This window comes from Sphingomonas arenae, assembly GCF_016924655.1.
GTDB lineage: Bacteria > Pseudomonadota > Alphaproteobacteria > Sphingomonadales > Sphingomonadaceae > Sphingomicrobium > Sphingomicrobium arenae.
Genome location: NZ_JAFFJU010000001.1, coordinates 794,011 through 812,906, shown reverse-complemented (window position 1 = coordinate 812,906; position 18,896 = coordinate 794,011). Strand labels below are relative to the sequence as shown.

At 63.3% G+C, this 18,896-nt stretch carries 15 protein-coding genes, 1 tRNA gene and 1 pseudogene; 7 read left to right on the top strand and 10 right to left on the bottom strand.

Annotated elements, in window-relative coordinates:
* Window positions 1-8: 8 nt before the first annotated feature.
* The gene (locus JT720_RS04110; protein ID WP_205479549.1) at window positions 9-827 is read right to left on the bottom strand and encodes a D-Ala-D-Ala carboxypeptidase family metallohydrolase; all 819 of its coding nucleotides are present in this window, start codon (window positions 825-827) and stop codon (window positions 9-11) included.
* A 23-nt stretch (window positions 828-850) separates the two neighbouring features.
* Here JT720_RS04110 and JT720_RS04105 point away from each other — a divergent pair, with 23 nt between their 5' ends.
* Window positions 851-1,174, top strand: coding sequence for a polyhydroxyalkanoic acid system family protein (locus tag JT720_RS04105; RefSeq protein ID WP_205479548.1), 324 nt, complete (start codon window positions 851-853; stop codon window positions 1,172-1,174).
* Between the two features lie 246 nt (window positions 1,175-1,420).
* Complete coding sequence (locus tag JT720_RS04100) at window positions 1,421-2,734, top strand: FAD-dependent oxidoreductase (RefSeq protein WP_205479547.1); 1,314 nt, start codon at window positions 1,421-1,423, stop codon at window positions 2,732-2,734.
* Between the two features lie 10 nt (window positions 2,735-2,744).
* On the opposite strand, the gene JT720_RS04095 is transcribed toward JT720_RS04100, so the two are convergent.
* Complete coding sequence (locus JT720_RS04095; RefSeq protein WP_205479546.1) at window positions 2,745-3,443, bottom strand: type 1 glutamine amidotransferase domain-containing protein; 699 nt, start codon at window positions 3,441-3,443, stop codon at window positions 2,745-2,747.
* 149 nt (window positions 3,444-3,592) lie between these two features.
* Between JT720_RS04095 and JT720_RS04090 the strand changes: the two genes are divergently transcribed.
* From JT720_RS04090 to JT720_RS04080, 3 genes and pseudogenes are all read left to right on the top strand, one after another.
* Window positions 3,593-3,669, top strand: a tRNA-Pro gene (locus tag JT720_RS04090).
* An 88-nt stretch (window positions 3,670-3,757) separates the two neighbouring features.
* Window positions 3,758-3,880: pseudogene (locus JT720_RS14220) on the top strand (hypothetical protein); the annotation flags it as partial.
* Between the two features lie 546 nt (window positions 3,881-4,426).
* Window positions 4,427-5,380, top strand: coding sequence for a hypothetical protein (locus tag JT720_RS04080; RefSeq protein WP_205479542.1), 954 nt, complete (start codon window positions 4,427-4,429; stop codon window positions 5,378-5,380).
* A gap of 275 nt (window positions 5,381-5,655) precedes the next feature.
* Here JT720_RS04080 and JT720_RS04075 read toward each other — a convergent pair whose 3' ends face one another.
* Both JT720_RS04075 and JT720_RS04070 read right to left on the bottom strand, forming a co-directional pair.
* A complete protein-coding gene (locus JT720_RS04075) occupies window positions 5,656-6,411 on the bottom strand; it encodes a hypothetical protein (RefSeq protein WP_205479540.1) in 756 nt (251 codons plus the stop codon).
* Window positions 6,408-6,815 (bottom strand): hypothetical protein, encoded by a 408-nt coding sequence (locus JT720_RS04070; RefSeq protein ID WP_205479538.1) that lies wholly within the window; start codon window positions 6,813-6,815, stop codon window positions 6,408-6,410. The genes JT720_RS04075 and JT720_RS04070 overlap by 4 nt, the downstream gene beginning before the upstream one ends.
* Before the next feature lie 333 nt (window positions 6,816-7,148).
* Between JT720_RS04070 and JT720_RS04065 the strand changes: the two genes are divergently transcribed.
* Both JT720_RS04065 and JT720_RS04060 read left to right on the top strand, forming a co-directional pair.
* On the top strand, window positions 7,149-8,672 hold the full coding sequence (locus JT720_RS04065) for a hypothetical protein (RefSeq protein WP_205479537.1): 1,524 nt from the start codon (window positions 7,149-7,151) through the stop codon (window positions 8,670-8,672).
* 264 nt (window positions 8,673-8,936) lie between these two features.
* The gene (locus JT720_RS04060) at window positions 8,937-11,372 is read left to right on the top strand and encodes a site-specific integrase (protein WP_205479535.1); all 2,436 of its coding nucleotides are present in this window, start codon (window positions 8,937-8,939) and stop codon (window positions 11,370-11,372) included.
* A gap of 147 nt (window positions 11,373-11,519) precedes the next feature.
* Here the strand turns inward: JT720_RS04060 and JT720_RS04055 are convergent, their stop codons facing one another.
* The 6 genes from JT720_RS04055 to dndC all read right to left on the bottom strand — a co-directional run bounded on the left by JT720_RS04055 (window position 11,520) and on the right by dndC (window position 18,877).
* On the bottom strand, window positions 11,520-12,131 hold the full coding sequence (locus JT720_RS04055) for a hypothetical protein (protein WP_205479534.1): 612 nt from the start codon (window positions 12,129-12,131) through the stop codon (window positions 11,520-11,522).
* A gap of 157 nt (window positions 12,132-12,288) precedes the next feature.
* A complete protein-coding gene (locus tag JT720_RS04050; protein WP_205479533.1) occupies window positions 12,289-13,635 on the bottom strand; it encodes a hypothetical protein in 1,347 nt (448 codons plus the stop codon).
* A gap of 218 nt (window positions 13,636-13,853) precedes the next feature.
* On the bottom strand, window positions 13,854-15,023 hold the full coding sequence (locus JT720_RS04045; RefSeq protein WP_205479532.1) for a cysteine desulfurase family protein: 1,170 nt from the start codon (window positions 15,021-15,023) through the stop codon (window positions 13,854-13,856).
* A complete protein-coding gene (gene dndE / locus JT720_RS04040) occupies window positions 15,020-15,391 on the bottom strand; it encodes a DNA sulfur modification protein DndE (RefSeq protein WP_205479531.1) in 372 nt (123 codons plus the stop codon). The genes JT720_RS04045 and dndE overlap by 4 nt, the downstream gene beginning before the upstream one ends.
* The gene (dndD, locus tag JT720_RS04035; RefSeq protein ID WP_205479530.1) at window positions 15,372-17,378 is read right to left on the bottom strand and encodes a DNA sulfur modification protein DndD; all 2,007 of its coding nucleotides are present in this window, start codon (window positions 17,376-17,378) and stop codon (window positions 15,372-15,374) included. The genes dndE and dndD overlap by 20 nt, the downstream gene beginning before the upstream one ends.
* Window positions 17,375-18,877 (bottom strand): DNA phosphorothioation system sulfurtransferase DndC, encoded by a 1,503-nt coding sequence (gene dndC / locus JT720_RS04030; RefSeq protein WP_205479529.1) that lies wholly within the window; start codon window positions 18,875-18,877, stop codon window positions 17,375-17,377. The genes dndD and dndC overlap by 4 nt, the downstream gene beginning before the upstream one ends.
* Window positions 18,878-18,896: the final 19 nt, after the last annotated feature.

Genomic DNA, 18,896 nt, shown 5'->3' with positions numbered 1-18,896 from the left:
TGCAGCCATTATTTGAGCGGGGCGAGGGGGTCCTGCGCGGCAGCCGCTGAAGCGGAGACGGACACGGACACCGGGGCTGCTGCCGTGCCCGTCGCGACGGACGGCGCCGCATTCCCCTGATGGGCCAGTTCGTAGGACCGCGCGCAGGCCAGCGAGCCTTCGTCCTTCCGCCCCCACGTACGGAACTTGGAACTGTCCACATGGAAGCGCAGCTTGGCGTAGAAGCCGAGGCCCACCGAATAGCGGCGCCCTTCCGCCGCGTGGATCGGGCACAGCCGGTCCATCAGCGCATCGCGGTTGGTCGGGGTCAGCGGCACCATGTCGATGGCCGACAGGTGCTGGTGGACGCTGTTCGCCGCGCCGCCCGCGCACCGGTTCAGCAGCGGGTTGCGATAGGCGGACACCGGTTCCACCGGCCCCACCGCCGGGACCACATAGTCGCGCACGTAGCGCAGCGTCTGGACCACGTTTGCCCACTCGCTGGCTGGAGGAACGTCGAACGGCTCCGCGCCGCAGCGCTGCCAGTCGCTGGCCGTCCGCAGCAGCTGCCAGGTGGGCACGACATAAGCCACGCCCGCGCTGTCCAGATAGCGGTGGAAAGCGGACACGCTGCCCGCGCGCCACGGCTGCCGCGCGATCCAGGCCCGGTAGCCAGGCTCGTCCTGGCCGGCCGTCACATACTCCGCCGCAGGGTTCCACCATGCGGCCGGCTGCAGCGGCTGCGTCCTCGCCATCACTGGCGAAGAGGACGCATCCGCGGCGACCAGCAGGAGGGCGGCCAGCATGCTCATGACGGCAGTATAACGTCCGAATGCTTGAAAAGACACCAACCAGGGCGCACCTCGGCGTTATGCAAGCGCAACCCATCCAGGTCGACCTCCCGCACAATCTTGGCCGCGAGGAGGCCCAGCGGCGCATCGCGGCCAACATCCACAAGCTCCAGGGCTTCATTCCGGGCGGCGCCCAGGTCACCTCCAACTGGCAGGGCAGCCAGCTCAACCTCGGCGTCGGCGCCATGGGCCAGAGCGTCGACGCCCGCATCGAAGTGGAAGAGCGGCACGTGCGCTGCCACATTCTCCTCCCGGGCCTTCTCGGCATGTTCGCCAGGCCGATCGAAGCCATGCTCCGCAGCAAGGGCGGGGAGCTGCTGCTGGAAGACCATACAAGGAGCTGAGCGCTTGGGCTGCGCTCACCCTGAGCCTGTCGAAGGGTCGAGAACGACGCTTCGACAAGCTCAGCGTGAGCGCCTCCCGAGTGTGCCCGCCCTGTCTGTCCTGAGCTCGAGAGAGCTTGTCGATCAAGCTGCGCTCACTCTGAGCCTGTCGAAGGGTGGAGAACAACGCTTCGCTTGACGTAAGCTCGCCGGGATTGCGCCTCGCCGAGAACCCACTACCCTCCTTGTCGAACATCGGGGGGCAGCATGCACCATTTCGCGGTGATCGGCTCGGGTCCGGCCGGCTTCTATACGGCCGAAGCCCTGTCGAAGACCTATGGCGAACGCGCATCCATCGACATTCTCGACCGCCTGCCCGTCCCGTACGGCCTGATCCGCTTCGGTGTCGCGCCCGACCACCAGTCGATCAAGGCTGTTGCCAAGCGCTACGAGAAAGTGGCGCTCAGCCCCGGAGTCCGCTTTCTCGGCAACGTCCACCTCGGCGGCGACGTGTCGATCGAGGAGCTGCTCCACTATTACGACGCCGTGATCCTCGCGACGGGCGCCCCGCACGACCGGCGGCTGGAGATCGAGGGCGACGACCTGCCGGGCGTGATCGGCTCCGCGGCCTTTGTCGGTTGGTACAACGGCCACCCGGACTTCGCCGACTTGAACCCGCCGCTGGATGTCGAGCATGCCGCGGTGATCGGCAACGGCAACGTCGCGCTCGACGTCGCCCGCATCCTGTCGAAGACCCCGGCGGAGTTCACGGGCTCGGACATCGTCGCCCATGCGCTCGAAGCGCTGGCGAACAGCGCCATCCGCACCATCACCGTGATCGGCCGCCGCGGGCCGCACCAGATCGCCATGACCCCCAAGGAACTCGGCGAGCTGGGCCACCTCGAAGCCGCCACCCCCGAGGTCGATGCCGCCGACCTCCCGCCGCCCGACACCGACTCGTCCCTCGACCCGGGCCAGCGCAAGTCCGTGCAGCACCTGCGCGACTTCGCCGCCGCGGGTCCCGACGGGTCCAAGCCGAAGCGCATCGTGTTCGATTTCTTTGCCAAGCCGCTCGCCATCGAAGGCAACGGCCGGGCGGAGCGGGTGGTGGTGGAACGCACCCGGCTTCGCCCCGATGGCAGCGCCCATGGCACGGGCGAGACCTACACCATCCCTGCCGGCCTCGTGGTCAGCTGCATCGGCTACATCACGCCGCCCATCCCGGGCGTTCCCTATGACCCCAACCTGGGCCGCTTTTCCAACCAGGGCGGGCGCATCGGCGAACGCCTCTACGGGGTCGGCTGGGCCCGCCGGGGTCCGACCGGCACAATCGGCACCAACCGGCCCGACGGCTATGAAGTCGCCGAGCAGGTCGCCGCGCTGTTTCCGCCCGACGGCGAGGCGAGCGAGCGCGCCGGACCTGCCGGCCTCGACCGCCTCCTCGCCAGCCGCGGCTGCGAGCCCATCCAGTTCCAGGACTGGCAGAAGATCGAGGCGGCCGAGGTCGCCGCGGCCCGGGCCGGCAACCCGCGCGAGAAAATGGTGAGGGTCGACGACCTCATCCGCGCCTCGCGCGACTAGGGTCTGGACCCTAAGCCGCCGGCTCGGTCTCCTCCACCAGCGCTTCCAGCAGGGCTTCGGCGGCCGGCTCGCTCGATGCCGGGTTCTGACCGGTGATCAGCAGCCCGTCTCGGACTACGTGCGGCGTGAACGCGTCCGCCCGCGAGAAATCCGCGCCCTGCTCGCGCAGCATGTCTTCCAGCAGGAACGGCACCACCTCCGTGAGCCCCACCGTTTCCTCTTCGGCATTGGTGAATCCGGTCACCCGCTTGCCGCTCACCAGCGACCGCCCATCGGACCCGAGCGTCCGCCGAAAGACCGCCGGCCCATGGCAGACCGCCGCCACCGGCTTGCCCGCGGAGGCCAGCGCCTCGATGATCCGCTTGACGTCCCGGTCCTCGGCCAGATCCCACATCGGTCCGTGCCCGCCGGGGAAGAACACCGCGTCGATCCGCGAGGGATCCACGTCTGCCAGCCGCTCCGTGTCGCCCAGTGCGGCAACGGCTTCCTCGTCCGCCTGGAACCGCCGCGTTGCGTCCGTCTGCGCGTCGGGCTCGTCGCTCTTGGGATCGAGCGGCGGCTGGCCGCCCGCGGGCGAGGCCAGCGTGATCCGGTGCCCCGCCTCCTTCAGCACGTAATAAGGCGCGGCGAACTCCTCCAGCCAGAAGCCGGTCTTCTTGCCGGTATCGCCAAGCTGCTCGTGGCTGGTCAGCACCATCAGAATATTCATGCGCATGTCGCCTTGCTGCGGGTCGGCTCCGGCATATGGGCGGGCTGCGGCGACATTCCAGCCCATTCACCGACAAGAGGTTGCGCTCCGCCGCCCGCCCGCCTAAAGGACGCCCCGCCTTGGCTCCCGCTGGTTCAGCGGGTTCCGGTCGGGGAGTAGCTCAGCCTGGTAGAGCACTGTCTTCGGGAGGCAGGGGCCGGAGGTTCGAATCCTCTCTCCCCGACCATTTTATCGCGAAAGCGACGGATTTCCGCCTTTTAGCATGTGTCCCCTGACGGTGCCGGTCACACGACCGGTACACATCAAGGTGACACATGCGGGAAGGTTCAGAACCCGTGTGCCGCATCCCCCATGTCCACCGTCGCAACGGCCGGTATGTCTTTCGCCGCCGCGTCCATTTCCGAAATATTATCTCCAAGCCGATAGCGCTGGCGCTGCAGACGGCCGATCCAAGCGTGGCGCGCGAGCGCGCGGCTCTTCTCTCGGCTCGATTTGCGGTTGTGAAGTCGAGCGTAAACAAGATGATCGAAGCTGGTGGCCCCCTCACTAGGGCCGAGATTGAAGCCCTGTTCAGGGACGAGCTGGAGTGCGAACTCCGCGGACATGTCCAGCGAGCCTTTGAAGACGGGGATTGGTCCTCCTCGGCCCTCGAGGTCGCTGCCCTTGATCGAGAAGTCTTTCGCCTGCTGAGGCTGCCAGACCGGCATGCCGAAGAGTTGCTCAGCTTCGCCCGCGATATGATCCCTGATAAGTCAGTGGAGCAGAGGCTCGTCGCTATCGGCGCTCCCGTCCATCCCGGAAGTGTCGCTGCGGCTAGGACGAACCTGATCCGTGCACGCGCAGTGGCCTGCAATCTAGTTCAGCGGCTGTTTGACGATGAGATCATGGACGCACCTGATCCGGTCCGCGCACTTATGGGGGATCTGGCCGAGCCCTCGGACGAGGCTGCAAAGCTTCTCCATGGAACGTCGCCCCCTTCGATCATGCCGGTCCCTCCTGCGCAGGTAACGAGCGGTCAGTTCCTCATCTATGACGCCCGCCGCTTCGGCGACGTGATCGAGGACGTGATCGCCGAGCTGAAGTCCGAGGGCACGTGGAAAGGTGAGCTCAAGCAGCAGCGCCGAATCATGCAGGCATTCGCCTGGATCACGGGCAACCGCGAACTCGGCTCGTACGACCATCGCGACGTCGCTGCTTTCAAGAATGGGCTGAAGCGCCTACCCACGACGTTCCGCTACGGCACGCCCGCGACGGGAGCGATGTCGCGGCCCTTCAGTGACGTCCTGGCCGAGCTCCCGCCGCTCGCCAGAGACCAGCAGCGCAACAACAAGACGATCAACCGTGACCTCAGCACCATGAGCACGGTCGCCAAGCACCTCGCCCAGACTGCGTGGAAGCCGCGCCTGCCCGGCGCGAAGGTCATCGACTTTGCCGAGGCTACGATCGCGATCAAGGAGAGCGACAGCACGGTTCTGCGACCGCCTTGGACGACCGCGCACCTCAAGTGCCTGTTCGAGTCTCCAATCTATACCGGTGGCGGCGGGGCGAAGCGCCGGCTCAAGGAGGGGGAGCCCCTACCGACAGTCTGGCACGACGCCGCGTACTACGCCCCGCTGCTCTGGTACTACCACCATACCTGCCGCGAGGAGATGTGCGGCCTCGAGGTCGCTGACATCGTGATCGACCATCCGGTTCCTCACTTCGAGGTCCGCGATAACCTTCACGCGCGGTCGCGACGGCGAGATGGCTGGCGAGAAGCGCGCCGCCCGCCGTCGGACACTGCCGATCCATCCGGAGATGATCCGGCTTGGCTTCCTCGAGTACGCGAAGGCGATCAAGGCGGAGGGCCATCGGGCCCTCTTCCCCGAGCTCTACCTCTTCGAAGAAAAGCGCGGAGGCGCCTGGTTCTACGATCGCGGCTGGCGGTTCATGGTTGAATGGATTGCGGACCGCATGCCGCTGCCCACCAATAATGGCGGCAAGATCCCCGACATCCACTCTATCCGCTCGCTGGGCTCTTCTTTCTACGAGGTCGACGGTGTCAACGAAATCATGCGCGCGGATGTGATGGGGCATGCGCGGCAGGGCACCAACGCCAAGCATTATTCGAAGCGCGAGAAGACGGAGGGGATGGACGTGGTCTTGCCCGAGCGACTCCAGTTCTTGCTGCGTTACGTGCCGATCATCACCGACCACCTCAAGCCAGCGCCCATCAGACTGCTTGCGATCGACCAGCGCTCTCGCGTCGGTTCGGGCCGACACCGCCGCATCCGAAGCGACGCGGGATCCCGCAAGTCAACCAGATCCCAAGCGCTCTGGCAATCACGCTAACTCGCACGATGCCGCACGTCGCAGCCCACCGACTCGAGAAGTCCTGCCACTCACCAAAGAGCAGCTTCTGACCGGAGTCGCAGAAGACTTCCTCGTCGTAAGCCCCGAACCCGCTTGCCGAGTGAGTTCGGGCGAGCGCCACGAGATGAACGTGCGGCAGCGACCGCGACACGGCCTCGCCGGGTACGTGAAGCACCACCATCGTCGACAGCCGGCGTGCGCGAGCGAGACGCTCAAGGGCGAATGCGTAGCCCATGTCGAACATGTCGTGGCGTGCATGGTCGAGCGAAAACCGCAGGGTCAGCACCAGCAGTGCTCCCGTTTGACCCGGCAGGAGCTCGTTCTCGTAGCGCGTAAACAGCAACGCCGGATCACTCCACACGTCGGCGACGCCCGGCGCGAGGGCGACCGCCGCGTCGGCCGCCGTCGACGGCCACAAGCCGCGTGTCGCGGGCTCGTTTTCGTTGGGCTGGCGCGGGTTGAGCTTCGCGAAGGCGAACCCGGCAACACTGTTCCGGAGGCCGCGCATGCTCGTCCGCAAGAGGCCAAACGAGAAACCGTCCATCGACCCGAGCGGGTCGGTGAACATCATGTTCATGGTTTGGGACGGACTGATCCAGTCGGGACGAAGGCTCACCGCAGGGCCTCCATCTGACGAGTGAGGAGCTTGGCCGCGAGGTCTAGGCCCAGCGTCGCCTCGGCAGTAGTCTTCCAGGGCTCAGCATTGAGCGCGAGACGCGTGCTGCCAAGGAGCGCTGCGATCCCCGCAGACCCAAGCTCGGCAGCGCCGACCAGCCACAACTCACCGAGCGGGGAGGCCCAGAAACGGCAGGGACCATGCCAGTCGACGGCGCCTGATTGCACGAGTGCGAGGTGACCCATGATGGGGGAACAAGGGTCATCGGCAGCGACAACCACAAGGGCGTCGCAGCGGACCTTCTGCAGCGTCCGGTTGATGGTCTGCACGGGGACCACTGTCGCGGGGATGATCAGGGCATCGATGCAGCTTTCCAGTCCGAGGCAGGGCAGCGACGGGGGCACGACATCGCATCGCGGCCAACAGGTCCAACCTGCCAGCCTCTCTACTGCGCGGGCGGCAAGGACTGCCCGCTCTGCGGGTCCAGGGACGTCAACTCGTCTTCTCATCAGCTTCACTCCGACCGGCACGGTCGCTGAAGCCGCGTGCGGCCCTTTCATCCAAATGCTTCAGCCGAACGGCTGCCCCTGACATCTTCATGCAGGACGACATCTCGGCGCCTTCCGGCGACACACACGCGTGTCGGTCGGGTTTCGCTGCCTAGACGTGGTTAATTCTGCACGGTTCGAGCAGTCAGTTGACGGGGCAGTAACTTCATTGGAGCAACGGGACAGCCCATGAGTGATGCCCCTGTCCCCGTCCAGGCTCATGAACCCAGCCCCAAGGAGCCTTCAGGGCGGCGGAACGCGATCGCGCGCGAAAATCAGCTTCTACCGGGTCACTGGACACAGCTCGGCGAGATCGACCTGGCACGCATTAGGACCGCCATCGCCCAAAGCCGGGCGAAGCAGGCGAGCAAGGCGACCCTTGAAGCGTGCCTCATGCTGCTCTCCGTGCTGTCCACCGGGCGCAGGATGGGCGAGCTCATTAGCCTAACGTTCCGGTTTCTGGCGCCGGAATATGCCATTAGCGCGGCCGAACCCGGTCTCATCTTTCACGACAAGCGATGGAGTTGGTGGCTGTCGTCTGGCGGACCGGCCCGCCAGATCGGTCCTCAAATGGCCGAAATGATGGTGCCGACCAGCAAGAACGTCTGGCTTTCCGTGTCCGACGAAACAGAACTTGTTTTGCGGGACTGCCTCAAAGCGCGGAAAATTTACGCTCATGCCGGAGCGCAGCGCCTCTTCGAAACCGATGCGGGGACGTTGCAGGCCCGCGTGCTGGCCTTGCTCAACCGCCGTATGCCGGGCGAACCCCGCGTGCGCCGGTCTGCCAGAACGATTGAGAGTGCCGAACGCTGGTTGATGCGAGTCATCGCACAGGACGCTGGGGGAGATATCGCCGCTGCGTCGCTGATCACGGCAAGGCATCACCCGCTGGCCAGACCGATGACCTACTATGGCGCTCTGCCCATGCCCCGAGCCTCCAACATCCATCGACAGGCGCTTCGCCGTCTGGGGCAGCCCAGCGCAGCCGAATTTCCGTCCGAGCTTGCCGGCTTGTGGGTCGGCGAGTCCTTCACGCCAAAGGATGAGGCAGTCCGCACCCTCGCTCGTCGGCTGGGACGAAACCTCAGATTTGGGGGCAACAGATTTTGGGAGGCCCATGCGGGCATGAGCGCCTACACAGTCGCTCTTGTCGCGTTTGGACTAGGTTTGCGAGGCAGGGGTGGGGTTCTGCCGTCGTTTGAAGCCATCGATCGACGAACAGGTTTTCTCCAGGTCCACGACAAGTACCGCGACGATCCGGCGGCAGCTCGTCTGGTCTGGGTCTGCGAATGCGCGCGAACTCAGCTGTCGCTCTATCACGACCACCTCTTGGCTATGGACCGCCATCTGCCTTCTGAAGCGAGAGCCTGGCTGCGCACTTCGCTCAACTCGCCGGCTGCACCATTATTCCAGGTGACCTCCAGTGGTGAGATGCAGGCTCGCTCGCTCAAGCAGGTTCTGCATTCCTTGCGCAGCAAGGGCTGGCCCGGACACGAAAACGCTGGTCGCCATTGGCTCAGGTCCAAACTGGTCGGCAAAGTCAGCGGCGAAACGCTTGGCGCGTTCTTCGGTCATTGGCATCATGGCGTGCAGCCGTGGGGGCTGACTTCAGCGCTCGACCCGATGTCCTATCAAGCCGACCTTAAGCCGGTGCTCGATCCCGCTCTTGCCTGGGTCGGCTGGACACCGATTGCCAGTCCTCTCGCGCAGTGACTGAATTGAGCGACGGACCTTGGGCGCCTTTGGCGCACGCCGGCTTCGCTAACTAGAACGAGGCTCGGCAGCCGCTTGATCTTCTGCAGACGGCGATTGCGCCAGCGAAGACCCTATCGCCTGAAGCGCGTGTCGGTCAGCTCCTTGCCTCGGCGATCTTCCATGGCGCCCTGCTCGACCGACGCATGTGGGACCGCTGGATCGAGGCAGCGCTTGGCAATGCTTATCTGCTCGAAGACCTGCTGTGGCTGGAGCTGGCGCCAGTTGAGCCGGAAGGGGGTGGGACCGCTCTCCCAAGGCCGCCGCTGGTTCGCGGACCCGATCACGCGTTTGCTAATCGCTCATTGGCGCCGAGACGAACTGACGCCAGTCTCTCTGCCTGCAGAGCATTATCTGCGCGCGTTCCTGAAGTGCGATGACGCCGGCGACCGCCTGCTGCAGCATGCCCGCATGCACTGGCAGCTTCGCATCCCGTCCGTGCTCGTCGCGCATGCGCTCGGGTTGCACAACAGCGTGCCGGTGCCCGAGCAGGAGTGGCGTCGGATCATGGGACTGGCATTGGGCCAGACCGTGTCATCCGCCCCGCCCGCCGGCAACAATGCCGTGACCTGGAAACGCCGAGGCGAAAGTGCCTTTGCCGATGTGAAGCACGCTCTGCTAAAGCCGTGGGAAGATCAAAAGAAGCATCTCTGTGCCAAGTTTCAGGCGAAACAGCGAGCAGCAGCCAACATCGAGATCCTGCTCGACAAGGAAAGTAGACAGTCCGGCCGTCAGGTGCTGCTTCGTTGGTGCCTGCACATGCTCAACGTCGATCTGGGACGGAAGGGCAGAGGTTATGCCCCCAGCACCATCGAACAGAACCTGCGACGCTTAATCGAGCACCTGTTCGACGCCGGAGACATGCCGACCAGCTGGGAGGGAGGCGCTCTGGTTGCCCGTTACGAGGAGAGGCTGGACCGCCTTCCGCCGGGAGGGCAGCGAAACGGGCTGGTCAGCGCCATTCGGCACTTCCATCGCTTCGCTTGCGGTATCGCTCCGGCGCTGCCGCCTCTTCCGAAGAACATTGGCGAGTACGCCACTCCGACGCGGGCGAGCGCCAACCTCGTAATCCCGGAAGAATGTCGGCGAGCCATCACGCTGTGCGGCAGGGGGCGAGACAGCGATGACCTTAAACTATGCCTTCTCCTCGCGTTTCGAGCTGGTCTGAGGCTGCCCGAGATACTTGGACTAACCGTCGACGACTATTTTGAGGATTCGGGCCGGACTGAGCTGGTCGTAGTCCGCAATCGCCATCGCGATCTCAAGACTCTAACGAGCCGGCGTATCCTGCCGCTGGACATGCTGCTGACGACCAACGAGCTGAAGCTGCTGCGAAAGCGGGTGGAGGAACGCCGCGCTGCGGTCGGTCATGCGAGCAGATTGCTGTTTGGGCCGCTTGGGCTGTCCCGACCGCTTGGCGAGCGGATGGTCAGTCGGAAGCTCGAAGCAATCCTGCTCAGTGCGACCGGTACGCGGACGACTGTTCATCACCTCCGCCATAGCTTCGCCAGCTATCTGCTAACAACATTGCTGCTGCCGCGCGAGGAGCACGGACACGTCCCCAGAACCCTGCGGGCTGTCATTTCTCCGGAGCGGCGAGACCGTCTAGCCGATCGGATCCTCGGCTCGCAGAAGCTGGGTCAGCATGCGGTGCACGTCGTCAGTCACCTGATGGGCCACATCATAAGCGGCACAACCTTGCGCTGGTACTCGCATCTTCTGGATCTCAGTCTCTGCCAGCATGTGTCGCGTGGAGCTGTCGCAGCGGGCTTGCCAAAGCATCAGATCAGGGCGCTTACCGGCCAGGCTCGACTCCGGGCGCCGCTCTCGATCCCAGACCGGACGGCCAAATCCGACATCAAGTCCTACCAGCGTCCGGTCCTGCGGCCGGACTGCCTCGACCAGGTCACTGCTGACAGACAACTGTGGCAGGTTCCCGCAAGTCGTGGCCGAGCGGCTGCCAGCCTCGAGCGAACGATCCGGTACAGCAGCGAGCTGCAGATTGCTCCCAAGCGGCGCCCGCTTCGAGCGAGAAGGAAGGGTTCAGGCGAGATCGACTGGCGACTTCTTCTGGACGTTGCTCACTGGCCCGATAGCGAGGTGGACAAGCGCGCCCGCGAGTTCAGGGTGCAGACGGCGGATGCGCTCCGCTGGCGAGGTGCGCACCAGAACATCCTCGCGCTCAAGACCAAGGCGGGCGTTCAGCGGCACAGGATCCTCGGCTCCGACGTAACAACCCGTTCCGCCAAATGGTTCGAGTTGGTGGATCGGCACTGGTGCAAACCTCGCTCTCTCCGTTCCGTGGAGAGGCGCGCGCTTACTTACGCGCTGAGCCGCTGGGACGAGGCCCGCTGCGGCGTCCGGTTCCGAAGCCGCAAGCTGGCACTTGCCTGGCGCGACCTGCTGCGAGCGCACGGGTTTGCCGAGGAGCAAATCAGTCTGTCCATCTCGGGAAGGTTTAGCAACCGCTCGAGCGAGGAGTTGCATGCAGAACTGGCCGGCGACCCAAACCTTCCAGGGACAGCGGTAACTCGTGGACGGCGGGGCACCATCTTCATCGGATTTTGCGGCGGCAGCGATCGAGGCGAAGCCCGCCACGTCCGATCGGCAGCCCAGTTTGTGTGTGCCATGATCGGAATCCGGGAAGGAATAAGCGCGTAGCGGGACGAAGGCCGACGCAGGACGGCATTTCGTCTCCTTTCCGCTGCACTCACGCGTATCGGGCGGAACCTGCCCAGCAAACGTGGTTAATTCTGCAACATCTGATCTCCGGCGGTGAGGGGGGCGGCCCCCTTCATCGGCGATGTCCTACATCTGCGACCAGAGGTATCTTTCCAGCCGTCCTAGAATCGCGGGGTCGTCGCGGGTCGCGGTCAAAGGCGAGCGGGCGCCGATGAGGCTGTCTTCTCTCCATCGGCGCGACCACCACTCGGCATAGTTTGGTGCGTCGTAGCTGATGATCCGCAGGGCGTCGTGAAACCGGGCGAGGCGGCGCACGCAAGCGAGATCGTCGACCGTTGGGGCGCGGTAGTGGTTGCGCCATTGCCAAAGCCACCGCTCAGGCAACCCCGCCACAGCTTCAAAAGTCTGGTCGTCCATGCCCCACGCGGCTTGCAGCAGGTCAAACAAGCGTTCGTCATCAACAATCTTGCCTCGTCGAACCGCGTTCGCCGCTCTCTGCACGATCTGACTCTGCTGCTCCCGATCCATGGGCAGACCGGAGAGAAGATAGCGAGTGTTGAGGGTCGAGATGACCTCTCCTTCCTGGCCTACTCCATCTATCACGGAGGAGGTTCTGATCATGTGACCGTCGGGCCAGCGTCCTTTGCTGTCCGAGAAAACACGTCCAACGGCAACCATCGCGGCGCCTACCCTGACCAACGCCCAATTCCTCAGCTCAGCGTCAAACCTTTCGGCCACGCGACATCCTCTTCAGAACATTTTATCTCTCAAGCTGGAGACGCTTGTTCTCCCTACTCCCTCATGCGCTAGATCATGAGCAGTGCCTGTAAGCATTAAGGGGGTCCCAGCGCTGAACTGGAACCCCCTTGTTGGTTCAGATTATGCCTCCGACGGTTCAAACCAATCCGTGCTTGCGCAGCAACTCATCCTTGTAGGCGGCAGCCACGAGGTCGCATGCAAGGTTGTATGCGCCCCCAGACTTCCCGACCTTCGCGGGATCAAAGCCCACACCAGCGATCATCGCGTAGAAGGACTTCATGATCGTCGGCATGTTCTGCTTGATGAATTCGTCGGGATTCGTGATCCATTCCAGACCCTCATCCGTCACCTTCATCAGCGAAGTCAGCCCGTAAACCAACGGATACATGTACCCATCCCCGTACGTATATCCGACTGGCTCGCGGTAGTAGTGCGAACGGAGCACCTTGCCATTGGGCGCCATACGAACACCGTCGATCTTGCCGAACTTGCCCCCAGCCTTGTTGTAGCCGTCGGGCATCAGCTTGTAGATCAGGTCAAAGAGGCGCGGCATATCCTTCATCATGGCCAGAGCGCTCTTCACCTTCGGGTCTACGATCTCGACGATGTTCCCCTTGGTCTCGCTTGCGACGCCCTCCTCGGACATCAGATCGTCGTAAAGCGCAACGCACTGCCCCTTGGATGAGAAGATCACGGTCGGCGACCGCTTCACCTGTTCGGTTTCCTTGTAGGGCAACCGCGACAAAGGGATGAGGGCGAGCGCGACAAGGTCACGAACCTTGATGCGGCCCCCGTCATTCGTCTTCCACTCGACCTGGTCAACAAGGGTCTCGTCGAGGGCTGCCTTGATCTCATCGTAGTAGCCAAGCTTGTTAGCCCGCGCCTCGGCAGTGAGCTCGGCGTTGTTGTTGCGAGCGGCGTTGATCGCGAGGACCTTCTCCTGGAAGTAGGCGAAGCCGTCTGCTTCTTCGGAGGGATAAATCACCTCGATCGGCATGCGGATCTCAGGAATGGCAGCCTTCTCTTCCTTCACGAGCTCCAAGTTCTCGGTCCAGACCTGCTTGAACTTCTCCCAAGTCTTGAGAGGCTTCAGCATGGCCTCCGACTTTTCCTCCCCATGGCGGGCGGCAAAGACGGTCCGCAAGATGAAGCGGCCAGCAGCGAGTGAGTTGTGACCGCCGTCGAGAATGCCCTCGAGGTCGGGATCATCGAATTCAAGGCGGAAGCGGCTGCGCTCCAGCTCCTCGACGCTGCTCGCCGCCACAAGGATGCCCTTACTCATGAAGTGGAAGATGTCCGGTTCCTTGGCCAGGCTCTCCTCGATGTCGTCCGTGACCCGGCTGACCTTGGAAAGGCGCGGGTTCGCCTCGAGATGAGAACTCGAGAGCAGGTCGATCATGCTGGTGAGAGAAACCGTGCCCAGCAGCTTGTTCAGCTTGCTGGTCTGACGCGCCGCGTCCTGGATCTTGAGAACAACTTGCATAAAAAAATCTCCGTGCTTTGCAGCAGGAGATCGGGCGCGTTCAGTTATCTGGCCTGACCGACTTCCCAATCCGGGTGCCTGCCTGGCTTTATTCTGTCTGCTCCCGACCGTCCGGCCTGGTTACCGCCGTCCCGTCCGGGATGGCTGAACGACCAAATGGGAGATCACCTTAGAATCGTCAAGCGAAAAATTTTGCTAGGCCGTTTTTAAGCAGGGCGTCATGCGGCAAACCGTCGGAGTTCGCCAACAGCTTCGATCAGACCGTCAGCAAACCTGAGCAAGTCACTCTTTGCCGTTGATCGCCCCGGCGAGATGCGGAACGCTCCCCGCGCGCGCTGAGTATCCCCGAACATTGCGAGTAGCACGTGACTCGTTCGAACCTTATCGGTCGCGCAGGCGCTCGACGCGGAAAAGCTGGCCACTCCATTGAGACGGTGCATCAGTGCTAGCGGCTCTACACCGGCAATGGAGAGCGAAACGTTGCCTGGGATCCGGTACTCGGGATGACCATTGTAGAAGACGCCCTCAAGTGCTCCGGTAACTCGTTCGACAAAGGCGTCGCAGAGGTCTCGGAGCCTCTGTCCTTCCCGATCTCCTTCGCGGCTCGCGATCTCCAGGGCTTCACCAAGGCCTACGATCAAGGGGACGGCCAGTGTTCCCGAGCGCAGTCCGCGCTCCTGCCCGCCTCCCCAGACAGTCTGTTCGATCCTGGCGCGGGGCATCCGTGAACGAGCATAAAGTGCGCCAATGCCCTTGGGCCCGTATGCCTTGTGTCCGGAGATGCTGGCCAGGTGAATATGCTCAGAAACAACGTCGACCTTGCGATGGGCGAGGAGCTGAGCCACGTCCGTATGGAATAGCGCGCCCCGGCGCTCAGCGATCTCCCCCAACTTCGCGATATCCTGAGTCGTGCCGACCTCATTGTTGGCGGCCATCACAGACACCAGACCAGTGTCGTCCCTCATCGCGCGCTCTAGTGTTGCCGGATTGACCCGGCCCGTATCATCGACAGGGAGGATGGTGAGTTCGTATCCTTCGCGCTCTAGCTGGCGAAATGGCTCGAGCACTGCCGGGTGCTCGATCGCCGTGGTGATCAGATGTCGTCGTTCGGGTCGTGCCCGGCTCGCGCCCAGGATCGCAATGTTGCTCGCCTCAGTGCAGCTGCCCGTGAAGATGATTTCGTTTTCCCGCGCTCCAAGGTGCTTCGCAACCTGGGCGCGCGCCGTGGCGACCGCCGCTTGGGCACGATGCCCATGGACATGCTCAACGCTCGACGGGTTCCCGAACACCTCCGTAAAGTAGGGCAGCATCGCAGCAAGCACGCGCGGGTCCGTCGGCGTTGTCGCGTTGTGATCGAGGTAGATTGGGTCCGCGCTGTAGGCCGTCATGCGGCAAGCGCCAGTCGAGCTACGTCCACGGGCCCTTTCGCGCGTACTGCGAGCGTTGCCACTCCCCGATGAATATGGGCCCTCAGGCGTACAACCTGCTCTTCCTCCGACAGCTTCGCGCGAGTGTCTCCTTCCTCCACCATCCTGAGCAAGACGCTGAACATGGAATGATAGTCGCCGGTCAGGGTGTATGCATTAAACTCCTGCCCGTTCTCGTCAGTGACCGTGCCTGCACCGACCGGTCCCTCTTCGAGGGACAGCATTATTGCCATCCGGCACAGAAGGTTCGGCGTCAGTCCGGTGCGCTGGCGGAGCGAGCGCAGGCGGCTCGTCGCGTCCGCCGAAATCTTAAGCTTGTTGAACCGCATGGGTCGGCTCCCCGTCTTCAAAGTAGCCCGGTGTTACCGTCGTAGCCCGGCGCTCCGGATCGTAGTCTAACCGGTACGTGTGGCTGATCGCCGGCTTCAGGCGATCGAGCAGTGCATCGTCGACCTCCGTGTCGGTCGATAGCACCACCACCTGATGGCTCGCTTCTGGAAAGTAGCGCTCTACCAACGCCGCACGGTGCTCCGAATCGAGTCGCGCCAACGGTGTGTCGATGATCATTGGCAACGCTCGGCCACTCGTGCGCGCCAGTGCCCAGAGCATTGCAATTGCGTAGACCTGCTTCTCGCCCGCCGAGAGCGAGGACTTCGGAATTTCACGCCCATCGCGGCCGACCAAGGTCGTCTCGAATGTGGAGCTGTCAATCCGAACATCAGCCACGAAGCCGTCCTTGCGCGCCAGATGGTTGAAGCGACGTACGAATTCGGACTGTAGGCGAGACAATTTCGTCTGAAGTAGGCGCTCCTCATATTGCTGGAGTGCGATGCCGATGCGGCCCGCCAGTGCGGCGCGACCTTCTGCCGCTTCCGCGTCCGCCTGCAACTTGAGCAGCCGCTCCCGCTCTCGCCGAACATTGGCCCGACGATATTCAAGGCTCTTCAATTCCTCGCTGCGGGCCCGCAGCTCAGCCTCGATCGCACCAACCTGCTGCTCTGCCAGCGTCAGCTCGTCCAGGATTACGCCAGCAGCCTCTCCCGACGCCCGGATCAGATTCGCTTCGACCTCTCGCAGTCTGCCGCCGAGCCGGTCCAGTTCCGATGCGATCAGGGCTGCCCTTGCTGTCGTGGTTTCTCGAACTTCCCTCAGCTGGGCGAGCAAGCCGGTGCGCTGCCCCGGCTCGATGTCGCTAAGCAGGTCAGGGGTTCGGTCGAGAGGGGAAACGGCATCAGCCGTGAGAAACGCGTCGAGATCGCGCCAATGTGCGTCCTTCCAAGACGCAGTTCGCGGAGGGTGCCCCGTTTCACGCCAAGCGAGCAGGCGCTCCCGTAATGCTGAAGCTACAGGCCCTGTTTCGCCACGCGAGCGCGACAGCTCCTCGACTGCACGTGCCGCAAGCGCCGGCGCCATGGCAAACGGCAGCAGGCCCCCAGCGAGTTCCCGCAGCTCTCCCTCTCGGCGCGAAAGCTGATGCCGAAGTTCACTCTGAGTGGCCTCGAGCGTAGCCCGCTGGTTGGCTGCGTCTCCGCCCTCAGCCGTGAATCGCTGGCGAATATTGGCGGCGAGCCGCGCAAGGCCCGATCGCCTTGACGTTAACTCGGCAACGAGTTCCTGCGCATCAGCTATCCGTTCGCTGAGCTCGTCTTCCTCCCGCACAAGCGTCTCGAGCCTTGAGCCCGTTTCGGCGTTCTCGCGCTGGCTTCGGCGAGCCATGAAGAGGCCCAGGTCGGTTCGCAGCCGTCCGACCAGCTCGATCCCGAGAAGGCCGCGCATCGCGTCCGCGAGCCCTTCGTCCACCGCATCGCTCGCGATCTCGGCGATCTTTTCGCCGTCGAAGAAGAACAGCTGTGAGACGCCGGGGGGAATAAGCTCCTGCAGGAAATGGTGCCATTCGTCTCTTGGGACGCTATCGACGGGCTTACCATCCTTCTCGAGGATCAGTGTCTCGGTTGCTTTCGCTCCCTTGGCGGTCCAGCGGCGGACCACGCGATAGCGCTGCACAACGCCACCTTCGGCGTAGTCGAATTCCAAGCCGACAGACGCCGAGCCCGTCACCTCGCCTCCGGTCGATGCGTGCATACGCGATCGAAGGTGGTTCTCGTACTCACTCTGGCCCACCCGGTGGCCGAGCGCTCGCCGGCCGTAGAGCGCGAGGCAAACAGCCTCGAGCAGAGTAGTTTTTCCGGCACCGTTTTGGCCGCCAAAGAGAATCACGGGCGTTTCGCGGTCTGGCTGCTTGCGCGGCACCAGGTCCAAGACTTGGCGGCCGGCGTAAAGCCCGAAGTTCTCGATTTCGATTGTACGGAGGATCATCGAGCGTCCTCCTCGTCGCCTTCGAACGGTAACTCCGCGTCCTCATTCCGTGGTTCGGCAGTATCTCCGGCGTTCAGCACGTCGAGGCTGGCCCGGCGCTCAGCAACCAGCACGTCGAGTTCGCGCCACTCGAGCTTGAAGGCGTCTTCGATACGCGTGTGAACTGCATGGCGACGCTTGAGTCCATGGGATGCCCGCTCGATGTCGAGAAGGCGCATAACTAGCTCCGTGGGAACGTCGTTGTCTTTGCAGACTGCGTTTAGCAGTTCTCCATCATCTGCGGTGAATGCAACTGAGTCTTCTGAAACCCAGTTTGGCTCAACGAAGTCAGGATCCTTACCTAACGTCTCCCTTACAATGCGGGGAACGGAATCAGCCCAGTCACCATCTTCCGTGCGCCACAGTCGCCGAATCTCGTGCAACTCCTTCGGATGGATCAAGATCGGCGCCTCGCCCTCCGGCGCCTCGTCGGCAACCTGGCGCTGAGTTTCAAGCAAGCCACGAAGGAGTTCGCGGCGGAATTCCATCGTGTACGGACCGGGCATCACACGGTCGGTCTCACCGATGAAAGAAACCTTGCCAGTCCGCCGCCGGTAGTCACGATATTGCAGCTTCTTCGCGGGATCCTGGGTCGCTGCCAACTTGTCGCGGTACTCGAGGAGGGGGGTCAACCACTCCTCGCCCGAGTCGATCATAGCCTCCATGGCCTTATCTCGCTCGACCACGGTGCAGACCCAACAACCGAACCGTGAATTGCCGCAGGAAGGCGTCGACGTATCGACGACCAGCGGGCATTCACCCGAAGCTGCGTTGCGATACATTGCGACCAAGTCCCGGTTATCGTTGCCCCACGGCGAGGGGTTCTGAAGCAGGTACGCCCAGACATCATCCGTCGAGAACTCAGAGATCGGCGCGTAGACGAAGGCGTTGAGCAGAGATGAATGTCGCGACAAACGCGAGCCTTCGATCTTGTGTAGCGACATGACCTGCGCGCGGGTCGCCGATTCCTGCCGGCGGACACCGAGGACCATGACCACCTCGCCGAACTCAGCGACGCGACTGCGAATAAAGTCGTTGGCCGGTTCAATCTTTAGCCGCTCGGTGCACCAGCGGAACCTACGTGACGGTGCTGGGTACCCTCGACCGATCAGGTTGACCCAAAAGCTCTTGTCGACGTCGGGAACAACCTTGTGGGTCTCGATCGGCATGTTTTGCTCAGCCGCCGCTTTCGCGATCCGCTCTAGCGACACGTCTATGTAGTGCGACACCACGGGCGTCTCCACGAGAGTGTCCGAGCTGATCACGTAGATTTTCTTGGTGCGCTGTTCCTCTGGTAGAGCTAAGATCGCAGCCCAGATCAGCTGAAGGGCCGTCGTGGAATCCTTCCCTCCGGAATAGCCAACCACCCACGGCCGGTTATCACCCAGGTAGATCTCACGAACGTCCTCATGGATGCGCTTTAAGCGCGCAACGCCCTCATCCTGTACGGCTTTTCCCATAATCCCCACCCGACTGAGT